General features: G+C 68.5%; 14 protein-coding genes and 1 tRNA gene. 3 read left to right on the forward strand and 12 right to left on the reverse strand.

All coding sequences use genetic code 11. The annotated features are described in order from the left end of the window. Positions 1 to 23 precede the first annotated feature (23 nt). From FHR21_RS03560 to FHR21_RS03585, 6 genes are read right to left on the reverse strand one after another with little or no spacing between them, the layout of a single operon-like run. Positions 24 to 713, reverse strand: coding sequence for an ATP12 family protein (locus tag FHR21_RS03560; RefSeq protein WP_184095327.1), 690 nt, complete (start codon positions 711 to 713; stop codon positions 24 to 26). Further along, the gene (locus tag FHR21_RS03565; protein ID WP_184095329.1) at positions 710 to 946 is read right to left on the reverse strand and encodes a hypothetical protein; all 237 of its coding nucleotides are present in this window, start codon (positions 944 to 946) and stop codon (positions 710 to 712) included. The genes FHR21_RS03560 and FHR21_RS03565 overlap by 4 nt, the downstream gene beginning before the upstream one ends. Beyond that, a complete protein-coding gene (locus FHR21_RS03570) occupies positions 943 to 1,560 on the reverse strand; it encodes an FMN-binding negative transcriptional regulator (protein ID WP_184095330.1) in 618 nt (205 codons plus the stop codon). Before FHR21_RS03570 ends, FHR21_RS03565 begins: the two co-directional genes overlap by 4 nt. Beyond that, the gene (locus FHR21_RS03575; RefSeq protein WP_184095332.1) at positions 1,560 to 2,717 is read right to left on the reverse strand and encodes an RluA family pseudouridine synthase; all 1,158 of its coding nucleotides are present in this window, start codon (positions 2,715 to 2,717) and stop codon (positions 1,560 to 1,562) included. The genes FHR21_RS03570 and FHR21_RS03575 overlap by 1 nt, the downstream gene beginning before the upstream one ends. Next, positions 2,714 to 3,091, reverse strand: a complete 378-nt coding sequence (gene crcB, locus FHR21_RS03580) for a fluoride efflux transporter CrcB (RefSeq protein ID WP_184095334.1) — start codon at positions 3,089 to 3,091, stop codon at positions 2,714 to 2,716. The genes FHR21_RS03575 and crcB overlap by 4 nt, the downstream gene beginning before the upstream one ends. Before the next feature lie 48 nt (positions 3,092 to 3,139). Beyond that, on the reverse strand, positions 3,140 to 3,715 hold the full coding sequence (locus FHR21_RS03585) for a thermonuclease family protein (RefSeq protein WP_221234963.1): 576 nt from the start codon (positions 3,713 to 3,715) through the stop codon (positions 3,140 to 3,142). Between the two features lie 334 nt (positions 3,716 to 4,049). Between FHR21_RS03585 and FHR21_RS03590 the strand changes: the two genes are divergently transcribed. Both FHR21_RS03590 and FHR21_RS03595 read left to right on the forward strand, forming a co-directional pair. Next, on the forward strand, positions 4,050 to 4,994 hold the full coding sequence (locus FHR21_RS03590) for a MarR family transcriptional regulator (protein WP_338113042.1): 945 nt from the start codon (positions 4,050 to 4,052) through the stop codon (positions 4,992 to 4,994). Between the two features lie 66 nt (positions 4,995 to 5,060). Then, positions 5,061 to 5,136: transfer RNA gene (locus FHR21_RS03595), tRNA-Val, on the forward strand. A 75-nt stretch (positions 5,137 to 5,211) separates the two neighbouring features. Here the strand turns inward: FHR21_RS03595 and acnA are convergent. The 3 genes from acnA to FHR21_RS03610 all read right to left on the reverse strand — a co-directional run bounded on the left by acnA (position 5,212) and on the right by FHR21_RS03610 (position 9,813). Further along, a complete protein-coding gene (gene acnA, locus FHR21_RS03600) occupies positions 5,212 to 7,902 on the reverse strand; it encodes an aconitate hydratase AcnA (RefSeq protein ID WP_184095336.1) in 2,691 nt (896 codons plus the stop codon). Positions 7,903 to 8,092: 190 nt separating this feature from the next. Continuing rightward, positions 8,093 to 9,205 carry a type II toxin-antitoxin system antitoxin DNA ADP-ribosyl glycohydrolase DarG gene (gene darG / locus FHR21_RS03605; RefSeq protein ID WP_184095338.1) on the reverse strand — a complete coding sequence of 371 codons (1,113 nt, stop codon included), beginning with the start codon at positions 9,203 to 9,205 and terminating at the stop codon, positions 8,093 to 8,095. An 8-nt stretch (positions 9,206 to 9,213) separates the two neighbouring features. Next, a complete protein-coding gene (locus tag FHR21_RS03610) occupies positions 9,214 to 9,813 on the reverse strand; it encodes a DUF4433 domain-containing protein (RefSeq protein WP_184095340.1) in 600 nt (199 codons plus the stop codon). A gap of 301 nt (positions 9,814 to 10,114) precedes the next feature. Here FHR21_RS03610 and FHR21_RS03615 point away from each other — a divergent pair, with 301 nt between their 5' ends. Beyond that, a complete protein-coding gene (locus FHR21_RS03615; protein ID WP_184095342.1) occupies positions 10,115 to 10,807 on the forward strand; it encodes a hypothetical protein in 693 nt (230 codons plus the stop codon). A 13-nt stretch (positions 10,808 to 10,820) separates the two neighbouring features. Here the strand turns inward: FHR21_RS03615 and FHR21_RS03620 are convergent, their stop codons facing one another. From FHR21_RS03620 to FHR21_RS03630, 3 genes are all read right to left on the reverse strand, one after another. Beyond that, the gene (locus FHR21_RS03620; protein ID WP_184095344.1) at positions 10,821 to 11,996 is read right to left on the reverse strand and encodes a GGDEF domain-containing protein; all 1,176 of its coding nucleotides are present in this window, start codon (positions 11,994 to 11,996) and stop codon (positions 10,821 to 10,823) included. Between the two features lie 93 nt (positions 11,997 to 12,089). Then, positions 12,090 to 13,094, reverse strand: coding sequence for a substrate-binding domain-containing protein (locus FHR21_RS03625; protein WP_184095346.1), 1,005 nt, complete (start codon positions 13,092 to 13,094; stop codon positions 12,090 to 12,092). A 58-nt stretch (positions 13,095 to 13,152) separates the two neighbouring features. After that, entirely contained in the window at positions 13,153 to 14,733 is a 1,581-nt protein-coding gene (locus tag FHR21_RS03630; RefSeq protein WP_246427007.1) for a CHASE domain-containing protein, read from the reverse strand. Positions 14,734 to 14,780 lie beyond the last annotated feature (47 nt).

The raw sequence follows: 14,780 nt of genomic DNA on the forward strand, positions 1-14,780 counted from the left end.
GCCTCGGGCGGCGGCGTTTTGTTTCAGAGCAGCGTTAGAAACCGTGCTGCATGGTGCCAGTCGGCTTCGCGCAGGGCGCGCGCTTTCTGCGCTTCGCTGTCGGCGCCCCAGCGGCGCTCCTGATATAGCTCGTCGAGGCTGACCGCGTCCCATAGCGCCGCGGCGTCGAACGCGTCTTCGGTCAGCGCCAGTCCCGCGACCAGCGAGCCGCCGATCGTCACCAGCGGCGCCAGCGCGGCGAGGCGGAAGGGATCGAGCACCCGCACCGCGTCCCGCAGTGCCGTGACGGTCGCCGGGGGCTGGTCGACCGGCAGTACCCCGCGCGCGAGGGCGAATTCGACGCCGTGGCGCGCCTCGGCCCAGGCGAGCAGCGGGTTCCACGCCGCCGCCTGCTCGGCCTGCAGGGCGGTGTCGCGGTCGTCGCGGTAGCAGAGCAGGTCGCTGGCGGCATAGGCGGCGATCGGCTCGGCGAAGGCGGCGGGGTCGGGCGCGGCAAGGTCGATCGCCGCGTTGGCGAGGCCGGTCAGCGGCATGGCGGCCGGATCGATCGTCTCGCCCTGCGCCGCCCATTCGGCGGCGATCGCCGCGGCCAGCGCTTGGCTTGCGATCAGCAGCGGCGCGCGCGCGGGGGTGCGTACGGCGCGGCCGTCGAGCGCGATTCCCCAGCCGCCGTCCTGCCGGACGGCCTGCGCCTCTTTCCAGAAGCGCTTCACGACTCTGTGGGCGAGCGCCAGCGGCGCGCGAGAATCTTCGGCATGATCGCAAAGTCGAAGAGGCCGAACAACACCACCGCGACCCCGACCCAGCGGTCGGCGGGCTGCCCCGCGACCGCCCAGGCGCCGCGAATCAGCCCGAAGCCGGCGAGGACGAGGATCGCGCCCACCACGCGCATCGAGGAAAGGGCGAAGAATCGCTTTCTGGCGAGGGCGTCGGGGTTCGTGGTCATGCTGTCTCCCTATCGCCGCCGAGTTGTCGCATCAAATGGGCAAGGGCGCCGTGGCCGGTCCGTTCGACGCCCGCCGCGAGCCGCTCGCGCTCGGCCTTGTTCTGCGACAGCTTGAGCGTCGGCCGCCACGCGGCGATCCGCATCTCGAAGCCGGCGATCGCACCAATGAGCCGGCCGAAGTAGGCGGCATCCATCTTGTCGCGCGTCCAGGGCGGATTTTCGCCGACCCGTGCTTCGTGGTGGGCCGAAAGGATGTCGAGTTGCGCGACGAGTTCGCTCTCGTCGAGCCGGCGAACCGTGCCCTCCATTTCGACGGCGACATAATTCCAGGTCGGCACCGCTTTCGCCTGCTCTTCGTACCAGTTCGCGCTGATATAGGCGTCCGGGCCCTGCACGACCGCGAGCGCCGTCCTGCCCGCGAGATGCCGGGTCAGGCCGTTGCCGCGGGCAAGGTGGAATTGCAGCGTCGTGCCGTCGTCGTTCAGCACCACCGGCGCGTGGGCGACGCGCGGTCCGTCGGGGGTGCCGGCGAAGACGGCGGCAAAGCCGATCTCGCGCACGAGCAGCGCGGCGACGCCGTCCTGCGCCGGCCGGAACGCAGGATTCGGGTGCATCAGCGCGGCTTTCTCGGCGCCGGCTTGCGTCCGCCGGGCCGCGCCGGGCCGCGCTTCGTCGGCGGCTTGCCGCCCGGCTTGGCCGGCGCGGCGCTGCGGCTGCGCCGTTCGCCGCGGCGCGCCTTGCGGACCTGTTTGGCGTGCGCCTTGGCCTTCGCCTTCTGCACCGTCTTCGCCGAAGGGCGAGGCGCTTCCTCCGCCAGCACGTCGCCGAGCAGCGGATCGAAGCCCAGCGCGTCGAGGCTGGCCGCGAAATGGTCGGGGACGGGCGCCGAAATATCGAGCGCGCCGCCGTCGGGATGGTCGATGCGCAGCCGGCGGCTGTGCAGGTGCAGCTTGCGGCTGATCGTGCCGGTCAGGAAGGCGGTCTTGCCGCCATATTTGCCGTCGCCGACGATCGGGTGGCCGATTGCCGCCATATGCACGCGAAGCTGATGGGTGCGGCCGGTCAGCGGTTGCAGTTCGACCCACGCCGCGCTGTTGCCCGCGCGCTCGATGATCCGGTAGCGCGTCTTCGAGGGCAACCCCTTATCGTCGACGTGCATCTTCTCGCCGCCCGACCCGGGCTGCTTGGCAAGCGGCAGGTCGATCTCGCCCTGCGCGATGTCGGGCACGCCGACGACGATCGCCCAATATGTCTTGCGCGCGCTGCGGTTCGAAAAGGCCTTGGCGAACCACGCCGCGGCGCGCGGGGTGCGCGCGACGAGCAGCGCGCCCGACGTGTCCTTGTCGAGCCGGTGGACCAGCTTCGGGCGCACCGGCGCTTCGCCCTGCAGCGCGCCGAGCAGCCCGTCGACATGGGCGTCGGTCTTCGTGCCGCCCTGCGTCGCGAGCCCCGGCGGCTTGTCGAGCACCAGCGCGCTCGCGTCGCGGTGGATCACCATCGCCTCGGCGAGCGCGATGTCAGTGGGGGAGAGCGGCTTGTCCTTGCGCGGGCGCGGCCCCGCGGGCGCGGCGGGCGGGACAGGCATGGCGATCGTCTGCCCCGCCTCGATCCGGTCCGACACGTCCGCCTTCCGGCCGTCGACGGTCAGTTCGCCCGAGCGCGCCCAGCGCGCGATCAGCGCGTGCGGCGTGCCCGGCCGGTGCCGCTTGAACCAGCGGTCGAGGCGGATGCCGCCGTCCTCGTCGGCGACGATGGCGCGCTCGCCGCTCATGCCGGCAATTGCCGCATCGCGAGCATCCCGGCGCCGCACGCCGCGATGCCGATCACCACCGAGGCGAGGATATAAAAGGCCGCCAGCGCAACTTGCCCGCGCTCGAACAACAGCCAGAATTCGAGGCTGAACGAAGAAAAGGTGGTGAAGCCGCCGAGAATGCCGACCCCCAGGAACAGCCGCGTCGTCTCGCTGCCGCCGCTCCGCGCGAGCCAGCCGATCAGCAGTCCCATCAGCAGGCTGCCGGCGATGTTGATCGACAATGTCCACCATGGGAAGCCCGGCCCGAGCCGCGCTAGCATGACTTGGCCGATCAGGTGGCGACAACCGGCGCCGATCGCGCCGCCGACCATGACGGGAAAAAGAGCGTTCATGGCGCTCGCCCTAGCCGGAAACGACGGCGAGGCAAAGCGCGCGCATTGCTATGCGTCGGGGCGCGCCGCCGGCGTCGCCGGCCGTTCGTGCGCGGCGCGCCAGTCGGCGGGGCGGACGAAGGGCCCCTGCCAGATGCCGCGACGCCTTGCGCGGGCCTCTGCCTCTTCGAGCGCATGGCCGTCGTCGGTCGCGACCGCCCAGCCCTGGCGGATCATTTCGGCGGCAAGGTCGACGCCGCCCGGCGCGGTACGGCAGGCGGCAAGGGTGCGGCCATAGCGATCCTTCGCCGCCAGATCGCACAGCAGGGGGCCGCGCCCCGCGAGCGTCGCGAGCGCGCCGCTCGCCTCTTGGCCGCACGGCCAGCGCGCACCATCGGCCCGCGCGCAATCCTGCCGATATTCGACCGCGTCGAGCCCCGTCAGGCGGATCGTCAGCGTTTCGCCGTCGCGCCGCAGCGTCAGGCTGTCGCCGTCGATGACATGGACGAGCGGCAGGCGGACCGGCGGCACGGGGCGCCAGATCCATGCCGCCCAGGCCATACCCGCCAGCAGCAGGACCGCGACCAGCGATCGCGCGCGCCGCTTCCAGCGCTGGATGGTCAGGGGCGAAGGGCCGAACGTCATCTTCGTCGCCTGCGACTGTGCTGGAGACTTGGCAAGCCCGATCGGGGGTTGACGGCAGGAACAAACCATGTCCAAAATGGACCAATCTCGCCGCCGCCATCCCGCATCGACCTATGCTTCGCGCGAACAGGGTCCGGATTGACGGCGAAAGCGAACGAACAAAAGGTGAATATCGCCGGTGTGACGACATAAGGACGCCAAGGCGGACCAACAGGGAGGGGAAGGCAGCGATATGGATTATCCCATGCCAGGGCAGCGGATGTTCGGCGTTTCGCCGACAAGCGATTCGGGGACGGGCGGTTGGGTCCATGCGGCCCCCCCTTCTCCGCGTGCGGTGGCGGATGCGGAGGAACTGCCTTCGACCCTGCTGATGATCGGCGAGACGGGGGACCAGCCGAATTCCGATCTTTGGGGAGTCAGGCTGGCGGGACCGGTCCCGGTCGATGGCGCGCCGGCGCGCGTGGAGGCGCTGTCGCGGTTCGACATCGTCTGGCTCCGCGAAGCCGATCGCCTGACCGATGCCGCCTTTACGGCCCTGATCGAGGCGGTCGCCGAACGCGGATGCGGCCTGTTGTGCGAGGCATCGCTCGCCGCGATCGATCGGCTCGCCGCCGCGGTCCCCGCAGCGCTGCGGGTCGAATGGCTGGTCGACGCCGAGGCCACCGACCGGCTGGTAGCGATCGCGGCGCTGCGCGAGCCGCGCCGCATGGACGTGCGTGATGTGGCGCGCGACGAGGCGATGGAGCGGATCGACCGATTGCAGGAAGAGGTTGCGCGCATCGCGCGCCTGCTCGGCGATCTGGCGGGGTCGCGCGGCCTGCCGGGGACGCCGGTCGATCATGGCGCCCACGGCGACGGGCGGGGCGACCATGCGGGGCAGGTGCGCGCGCCGGTGCGCGACTATCATATCGGCCCGCGCAGCTTCGAGCCGCAGGACCGCGCCATCGATCGCCAGCGCGCCAAGGCGGTGCGGCACATGCTGCGCCAGCGGCGGATGCGCGAGCAATATTTCCCCGCCGACCTGTTTGCCGATCCCGCGTGGGACATGCTGCTCGACCTTTATGCCGCGCGGCTGGAGCGCCAGCCGGTGTCGGTGTCGAGCCTGTGCATCGCCGCGGCGGTGCCGGCGACGACGGCGCTGCGCTGGATCAAGACGATGACCGACGCGGGGCTCTTCCTGCGCGAAGCCGACCCGAACGACGGCCGGCGCATCTTCATCGCGCTGGCCGAAGGCGCGTTCGACGCGATGGCGCGCTATTTCGAGGCGCTGGAGGAATAGGGGAGAAATAGCCGCCGGCTTGCCAGCGCGCGCAGGCTGTGGCAGGGCGCGCGCTTCCCGTAATGGGGGCGATTAGCTCAGTTGGTAGAGCGCCTCGTTTACACCGAGGATGTCGGCAGTTCGAGCCTGTCATCGCCCACCATCCTCATCCCCCGGACACGAAAACGCCCGTCCCCGTAAGGGAACGGGCGTTTTCGCCGTTTCGGTTTGCCGGCGGTCAGGCCGCGAGTTTCCTCAGCACATAGTGGAGGATGCCGCCGTTCATATAATATTCGATCTCGTTCGCCGTATCGATGCGGCAGAGCGTGTCGAAGCTGAACGTCGACCCGTCGGGGCGCGTGACCTCGACCGTCACCGTCTGGCGCGGCTTGAGGTCGGCGACGCCCTTTATCGTGAAGCTGTCGTCGCCGGTCAGGCCCAGCGTCTCGCGGGTCTGGCCGTCCTGGAACTGGAGCGGCAGCACGCCCATGCCGACGAGGTTCGAGCGGTGGATGCGCTCGAAGCTCTCGACGATCACGGCGCGGACGCCGAGCAGGTTGGTGCCCTTCGCGGCCCAGTCGCGCGACGAGCCGGTGCCATATTCCTTGCCCGCGACGACGACGAGCGGGGTGCCGTCGGCCTTGTGGCGCATCGCGACGTCGTAGATCGGCAGGACCTCTTCGCCGTAGCGCGACATGCCGCCCTCGATGCCGGGGACCATTTCGTTGCGGATGCGGATGTTGGCGAAAGTGCCGCGCATCATGACCTCGTGATGGCCGCGGCGCGAGCCGTAGCTGTTGAAGTCGGCCTTGTTAACCTGATGTTCCATAAGCCATTTTCCGGCCGGGCTGTCCGCCTTGATGCTGCCCGCGGGACTGATGTGGTCGGTGGTTATGCTGTCGCCCAGGATCGCGAGCGGCTTGGCGGCGATGATGTCGGCGACCGGCGCCGGGGTCATCTCCATCCCCTCGAAATAGGGCGGGTTGGCGACATAGGTCGACCCGGCGCGCCACTGATAGGTGTCGCTGCCCTCGACCTCGATCTTCTGCCAATGCTCGTCGCCCTTGTAGACATGGGCGTAGCGCGCCTCGAACATCTGACGGTCGACCGCGCCCGCGATGACGTCGGCGACCTCCTGGTTCGTCGGCCAGATGTCGGCGAGGAACACGTCCTTGCCGTCCTTGTCCTGCCCGATCGGGGTGCCGGTGAAATCCTCGGTCACCGTGCCCTTGAGCGCATAGGCGACGACGAGCGGCGGCGAGGCGAGGAAGTTGGCGCGCACGTCGGGCGACACGCGGCCCTCGAAATTGCGGTTGCCCGACAGCACCGAGGCGGCGACGATGTCGTTGCCGTTGATCGCGGCCGAGATCGGCTCCGCCAGCGGACCCGAATTGCCGATGCAGGTCGTGCAGCCATAGCCGACGAGATTGTAGCCGATCGCGTCGAGATGATCCTGCAGGCCCGCCTTGGCCAGATAGTCGGTGACGACCTGCGACCCCGGCGCGAGGCTGGTCTTGACCCATGGCTTCGGCTTCATGCCGCGCTCGTTCGCTTTCTTGGCGACAAGACCGGCGGCGATCATGACGCCGGGGTTCGAGGTGTTGGTGCAGCTCGTGATCGCGGCGATCACCACGTCGCCGTCGCCGATGTCGTGATCCTTGCCCGCGACCGGGACGCGCGCCGGCTTGTCCTTGCCATAGACTTTCTTGAGGTCGGTGTTGAACACGTCGTCGACCTCGGTCAGCACGACCTTGTCCTGCGGGCGCTTCGGGCCGGCGAGGCTGGGGACGACGCTCGCCATGTCGAGTTCGAGCGTGTCGGTGAAGACGGGGTCGGGCATGCCGGCCCCCTCCTGGCCACTTGGGCGCCACAGGCCCTGCGCCTTGGCATAGGTCTCGACCAGCGCGATATTATCCTCGCTGCGGCCGGTCAGGCGCATATAGTCGAGCGTCTTGTCGTCGATGCCGAAGAAGCCGCAGGTCGCGCCATATTCGGGCGCCATATTGGCGAGCGTGGCGCGGTCGGCGAGGCTGAGGCTGTCGAGGCCGGGGCCGTAATATTCGACGAAGCGCCCGACGACGCCCTTGGCGCGCAGCATCTGCGTCGCGGTGAGCACGAGGTCGGTCGCGGTCACGCCTTCCCTGAGCTGCCCCTTCAGCTTGAAGCCGACGACCTCGGGGATCAGCATCGACACCGGCTGGCCGAGCATCGCCGCCTCGGCCTCGATGCCGCCGACGCCCCAGCCGAGCACGCCGAGGCCGTTGATCATCGTCGTGTGGCTGTCGGTGCCGACGCAGGTGTCGGGATAGGCGACGGTCTGGCCGTCCGCATCCTCGCTCGACCACACCGCCTGCGCGATATGCTCGAGGTTGACCTGGTGGCAGATGCCGGTGCCCGGGGGAACCGCCTTGAAATTGTCGAGGCTCTTCGACCCCCATTTCAGGAAGTCATAGCGCTCGCCATTGCGGTAATATTCGATCTCGACATTGCGCTCGAACGCCTTGGGGGTGCCGAATTCGTCGACCATGACCGAGTGGTCGATGACGAGGTGGACGGGGACGAGCGGATTGATCTTCGACGTGTCGCCGCCCAGCCTGGCGATCGCATCGCGCATTGCGGCGAGGTCGACGACGCAGGGCACGCCGGTGAAATCCTGAAGCAGCACGCGCGCCGGGCGATACTGGATCTCGCGCGTCGACACCGGGTTCGACTGCCAGTCGATCACCGCCTGCACGTCATCGGTCGACACGGTGAAGCCGCCGTCCTCGAAGCGCAGCAGATTTTCGAGCAGCACCTTCATGCTGAACGGCAGCCGCGACACGTCCCCCAGCTTGGCCGCCGCCTTGTCGAGCGAATAATAGGCGTAGGTCTTGCCGCCGACGTCGAGCGTCGAGCGTGTTCCGAGCGTGTCGTGGCCGGTGGTGGTCATGTGCAGTTCCCTTTTCGGGCGCGGCGGGGAATGACGCCCCGCTGGCCCAAGCCGGGAAAGCGGGGCAGGCGGGAGTCGCGCGCGCGGGTTTATGTCGGCGCCTCCCTACGCCGGGAGCGGGGAAATGCAAGGGGGGGGTGGGTCGTAACCGCGATGCAGCCCAATGCCCGATCCGCCTGGACGGAAAAACTTATGCGGCCTCGATCATTCGTTCGCTGATTTCGGCCTTCACCCAATTCAGCAGCACCAGATTGCGGATTGCCCCGGCCACGGCCTCGCGTTTTTCCCCGGCCTGCCAGGAGGGTTTCCAGTCCAGAACATAATCCAGAATATCCTGCTCGGTGACCGCCGACGCCAGCCGGCGCGATTTGATCGACCGACAGGCATAGATGATGGTTGCGACCTCCTCGGCCTGTTCGGTGCTTTTGATGCGGCTGAACAGATCGACCGTCTTGTCGATCTTCTTGCGATGAAGCGTGATTTCGGCGGAAAGCCTGCGCCGGTCCTTTTCATATTGCGGGCTGACGCGAAAGGCGATCATCTTGCCGAACTGCGCTTCCTGCAACCAGTTGCGGTTTGCGAAATCGTGAAGCGCGGCCTTCATGTCGCCCGAAAACGGGCCATAGCTTCCCTTGCCGAAGCCGAAACCGGTCGGAACGCCCATTTCGGTCAGGACATAGGCGATTTTCTGGAAAATGGTTCGCCCCACAGGATTGGCGTAAGGTTGCGCCTGAAGTTCCCGCAACACTTCGATCAAGGCGATCCAACTCGGGTTCGGCTTTTCCGCCCTGACTCCCTGGCCGGTCAGGCTGAGTTGGGCGGGTGCGGCCAGGAACTCGACCGTCAATTCGCTTTTTGGGGTGCCGTAAGGCGCATAGACTTCGACGTCGATCGGCAATCCCCGCAGTTTCGAGTAGATGAGCGGTCCGACCTCTGACCAGGCCAGGCCGCCATTGCCACAGCCGAGCGGCGGCAGGGCCAGGCTGGTGATGCCCCATCCGGCAGCATGGGCGGCCAGATGATCGAGGCCGCGTTCGATATCCAGAAGCCGCGACGCCGAGCGCCAATGACCCTTGGTCGGGAAGTTGAGAATCCGGGTGCCGGATTCGTCCTGATAGAGATAGGGTTCGCCCAGCCGCACCTCGCCGCGTGCGCAGCGGGCCTCATAATCCCGAGCCATGCGGGGAAAGCGTTTCTTGAATTCCAGGGCAACGCCCTTGCCCATCACGCCGACACAATTGACGGTGTTGGTGAGCGTCTGGGCCTCGCTGGCGAACAGGTCTCCGATCAGAGCTTTGAACATGGGACAGACTACCACGCATTCGGTCGAAAGAACAGAAAGGGATCGATCGTGACAGGCAGATGCGGCGCGTGATCGGCCAGCCGGGTGCCAGCAGTCCGATCTATCACATAGGCGCCCGCCAGCAATTCCCGTGGAATATGATGCGGCACCAGGACTTCCGCGCATTTGCGGGACTTGTGCTGGAAATAGCGTCTCGGGTCATCGGGATGGGTCCAGTTTTCGGCAAGCACGTCGTCAAAATCTATCAGCGCCCATTGGGAGGGATGCAGAAAGCGGGCGTAGTCGCTGGCGGCATTGCTGTCGGTGATGACCGTCCCCTCGATCGCCAGCACAGCAAGGGAAACCCGCAGGACGCAGAGCGATCCGGCTTCGTTCAGCCGCTTGTAAAGCATCGGATTGCGGGCGTGGAAGTAGAGATTGGCATATTGGTGCAGGCGCAAGCCGCGCGGCACGCGCCTCTGATCGCGATGATCCTGCACCGGTTGCATCGCAACCGACGCATGTCGAAGGCGCGACGCCTGCTCGTACGACAGGATGCCGTGCGCCAGAACCGAGGCAAGATTTGCGATCGGCATGATAAAATGCAGTTCGGCGACACGCAGGTCCATAAGGAAGGCTTCGGCGACGAGCCCGCCCGCGTCAAGACATATGGCTATGGCGGGCCTGCGCGCGCTCACCGCGCGGCTACAGGAAATATGCCAGGAAAAAATATCTTTCCTATATTACCAAATAGGTTCAAATATCTCCTGATTCATTCCAGATGATTCGGGAGATCGAGCTATGGGGCATAAGGTGGGGCAGGTGTCGCGGGGTCGGGCGGTGGCGATTTCGAGCGATGGCGAGGACCCCGACAGGCCCTCCCCCGGCCCCTCCCGCAAGCGGGAGGGGAGGAGGGCGGCAAATCCCCTGATGCCCGGGCTGCGCATTCGCGAGGATGGGTGGACGGTGGCGCGGACGCGGGTGTTTCTGGGGGTGCTGGCGCGGACGGGGTGCGTGGCCGATGCGGCGCGGGTGGCGGGGGTCAGCACGACCTCGGTCAATCGCTCCCGAAAGCTGTTTCCGGCGTTCGACCGGGCGTGCGCCGAGGCGCTGGCGAAGGCGCTGCGCGGGCTGGAGGCGGTTGCGTGGCAGCGCGCGGTCGAAGGGCGCGAGACCGTCGTCATCCGCGACGGTAAGGAGGTCGAGCGGCGGGTCGCGCCGTCCGACGCGCTGCTGAAACTGCTGATCCAGCGCGGCGACGCCTCGGGGGCGGCGGGGCGCGCGATGACGCCGGAGCAGGCCGAGGCCTTCGTGCTGCCCGAGGCGGTGCGGCATCGCTTCATCGACCGCGAGGAGTTCGCCGCGGGCATGGTGTTCGAGGACGGGATCAAGCGGAAGCGCCATATCGCGACGCAGGAGGAGACCGATGCGGTGCTGGTGAAGCGCATCGCGATGGTCAAGCGGATGCGTGCCGGAGGCGGCCTGCGCGACGGGCGATGCCGCGCCTGCGGCAACCCGCTGGGGGAGCGCGAACGGACCGTGCTGACGGCGGTCGCAGCGGGCGAGCCCGTGCCGCGCGGCCTGTTGCCGTATCGCGATGCCTGGACCGAGGAGGAGGATTGAGCGGCGGCCGCGATCAGCCGGCGGCGGACAGCGGCAGGGCCGAGGCGAAGGCGCGGACGCGATCGCGGCCGGCGCGCTTCGCTTCGTAGAGCGCCTGGTCGGCCTCGCGCATCAGTTGCGACAACCCCTTGCCCGGCGCGCCGGTCGCCAGCCCGAAGCTGGCGGTCGGGGTCAGGGCGGGCGGGATACGCCCGGCGCAGGCGGGGGCGAGTCCGGTGCGGACGGCTTCCGCGACGCGCCGCGCCGTCTCTATGCCGTCGCCGGGGAGCAGCAGCGCGAACTCCTCGCCGCCGATGCGGCCCGCGACCATGGCCGGGGGAGCGCTGTGCCGGACGACCGCACCGAAGGCGGCGATGATCGCGTCGCCGACCGCGTGACCGTGGACGTCGTTGACCTGCTTGAACCGGTCGAGATCGGCGATCAGCAGCGCGACGGAGGGGTTTTCGCCGCCGCAGCGGCGCAGCGCCGCCGTGGCCGCCGCCTCGAATCCCCGGCGGTTGAGCAGGCCCGACAGCGGATCGCTTTCGGCCTGCTGGCGCAACTCGGCGATCAGGTCGATCGCGATCGCGACCATCAGGCTGATCGCGGCGAGCACCGACACGATCGCCTGGCTGAACTGCACCGTGGTCCAGTAGATCGACTGCTGGAATCCCTCGTAATTGGCGAAGCCGCCGGTCAGCGACAGGATGACGAGCGGCCGCACGATCAGATTGGCGGCCGACAGCGCGGCGACCCAGAACAGCAGCCGGTCGATCAGGTGCGGCTTGGCGAGCGGCCAGAGCGCCCGCACGACCATCAGCGCGATGATTCCGGCGCCGAGGCTGATCGTATAGATGCGGCCCTCGATGCTCGGCCGGCCGAGCAGGAACCAGAGGAAGGCCGCGAGCGACACCGCGGTCGTGACCGTCATCGCCCGCCAGGGGATGGGCAGGCCATAGCGGCCGACGATCGCGGCGGCGAAGAACAGGCCCGTGAGCAGAAAGCCGGCATTGGCGGGCAGGCGCTGCAATTCCATCGGCAGCGCCGGGGCGACGTCCTGGACCAGGAAGGCGAAGGCGGTCGCGACATAGGCGGCCGCAGCATAGGCGATATAGCGCTCGCGCCGCTGGAACCACAGCAGGAAGAAGGCGGCGGCGAAGAGCAGCCCGATCGCCGGATTGAGCAAGGATATGAAAATCTGTCCCGTCAAAGCGGTTTCCTGCGTGACCCCGCACCAGCATAGGCGATGTCTGGATAATGGTTGGTTACCGGCCGCCGCGTTGCCGCCGACACGATGGGACGGTCAGGCACTGCCGCGGGCGACGAGGCGGACCGGAATCCGGGTGCCGCTGCGGCGGAAGCCGGTATCCTCGAGCGCCATGGCGACGAGCGCCTCGCCCGCGGCGTCGAGATCGGGCTCGAGCGTGGTGAGCGCAGGGTCGGCGAGGGTGCCGGCGCGAATGCCGTCGAAGCCGATCAGCGCGACGTCGCCCGGAACGCTGCGCCCCGTTTCCTTGAGCCCCTGAAGCACGCCGAGCGCGAGCATGTCGCTCGCGGCGAAAATGCCGTCGACGTCGGGATGCCTGGCGAGCAGGTCGCGGGCGGCGGCGACGCCCTGGGCGTGGCGATCGGATGCCGCGGGCGGCTCGGCGAGGATGGGGGTGACGCCGCGCGCGGTCGCCGCGGCGGTAAAGCCGTCGCGCCGCTCGTCGAACTGGCGCTGCGGCGAGCGCTGCGGGCCGATGAAGGCGAGGCGGCGCCGCCCCCCGGCGATCAGATGCTCGGCGGCGAGGCGGCCGCCGATGCCATTGTCGCTGCGCATCCAGTGGAAAGGATCGCCGGGGCTGCCCCAGCAGGTGAAGCCGAGCCCCGCAGCCTGCGCCTCGGCGAAGAAATCCCATGCGGTGCGGTTGCTGGTCGTGCCGATGACGATCATTGCGTCGGCGAGGCCGGAGGCGACGAAGTCGGCGCGGAAATTGGCCGCGCTTTCCTGGAACGAGACGAGCAGGTTGAAACCGCGAGCCGACGTCGCGGCGGCGATGCTGCCGAGCAGCGCGAAGTAGAAGGGGTTGATCGCGCTGCGATCCTCGCCGGGGCGGCAGATGGTGACGAGCGCGATCGTCTCGCTGCTCTTGAGGCGGAGCGACGAGGCGTGGCGGTCGACGACATAGCCGAGTTCGCGCGCCGCCGCCGCGACGCGGGCGCGCGTCTCGGCATTGACGCCCGGGCTGTTCCGCAAAGCGCGCGAGACGGTCGATTGCGAGACGCCGGCGCGTTCGGCGACGTCGAACGATGTCGGACGGAGCATCTATGTTCCCCTGGACGGCGGAGCCGGTCGGCCTCTGTCGCCGCGCAACCGGGGCTTGTCAATCCGCGGCGGCGGGCCAGCGGATAGCGATCGACAGGCTGTGATCGCCGGCGCGGCGGTCCCAACTGCCCCCGAGCTGACGCTCGATCAGCGCGCGGATGAAGCGGGTGCCGAAGCTTTCGCCGTCGAACTGCGGGGTTTCGGGAAGGCCGCTCTCGCTCCAGTCGAGCGCGACGTCGCCCGCGTCGCGTCGCCAGCCGATCGCGAGCGTGCCCTGGCCGGCGAGCGCGCCATATTTGACGCTGTTGGTGACGAGTTCATGGACCGCGAGCGCGATCGCCTGTGCGCCTTCGTCGTCCAGCCGGACCTCGGGACCGGAGAGGACGGGGGCGTTGCTCCGCGTTTCGGGCCAGCCCGAAATCTCGAGCTCGCGGCGGATGATCCGGCCGAGGTCGACGCTCTCGACCATGCCGGTGACGAGCATCTGCTTCGCGTCGGACAGCGCGCGCATCCGGCCGTCGAAGCGGCGCTGGAAATCGTCGAGGTCGTCCGATTCGCGCGCCGTGATGCGCGCGAGCGCGCCGATGCGGGCGAAGGCGTTCTTCATCCGGTGCGCCATCTCGCCGATCATCAGCTCACGCGCTTCGGCGTGGCGCTCGCGCTCCTCGGTGAGCGTCTGGAAGGCGGCGAGGCGGCGCTGCTGCAGCCGGTGGAGCTGCATCGCGAGCAGGCTGAGCGCCGCGCCGAAGAGCAGGATGGCGAGCGGCCGGCCGATGCGATCGATAAAGCGGCCATAGGAAATGCGCATGACCCACTGGCGGTCGGCGACCTGGATCCGCTGTTCGTGCGCATCCCAGCCGATCCGGCCGCGCCGGAACACGCGCGTCGCCGCCGGGCCTTCGCCGGCGAGCATCTCGATCCCGGCGACCTGATCGAGTTGCGATCCGAGCACCGCGGTCATCAGATTGTCGATGCGGAAAGGGGCATAGACGAAGGCTTCGATAGGGCGCGCGCCGCGCGCGGTCGCGAAGACGGCGGGCCGCGTGGGTTCGGCATAGACGGGGACATAGATGAGGAAGCCGGCCTGCTTGCTGCGCGCCTTGCGTTCCTGCACCAGTTCGACGATGCCGCTCGCCGCGGGGCGCCCCGTCTGCCAGGCACGGCGCATCGCGGCGCGGCGGACCGGCTCGCTGTACATATCGTAGCCGAGCGCGACGTGGTTGAGCGGATCGTCGGGCTCGATCAGGACGATCGGAAAGCCGATCGGCTGATCGGTAGCGGGCCAGACCCTGATGGCCTGCCCGTAATTCTCGCGCAACCGGTCCTCGGCGGCGGCCGGGGTCGCGCGGCGCATCGCGATCGCGATGCCGATGCCCTGCATCCCGGGCGCGCGCGCGCGCGGCTGGAGCGCGGCGAGATAGGAACGCACGGCGAAGCCGCTCGCTGCATTGTCCGACTGATAGAGGGCGCGTACCCCTTCGAGCACCCCGAGCTGGTCGCGCAGCCTCGTATCGACCTGCATCGCGACGCGCGCCGCCTGATCGACCTCCTGGGCCTTGTTATAGAAGAAGCTGGCGACCGCGGCGACGAGCGCGGCGAGCATGATGACCAGCCCGACGAAGCGGACCGAAAGGGCCATCAGCCGATCTGCCCAGGCGGACGGACGCATCATGGTGAGGTGACATC

This window comes from Sphingopyxis panaciterrulae (assembly GCF_014199295.1).
GTDB lineage: Bacteria > Pseudomonadota > Alphaproteobacteria > Sphingomonadales > Sphingomonadaceae > Sphingopyxis > Sphingopyxis panaciterrulae.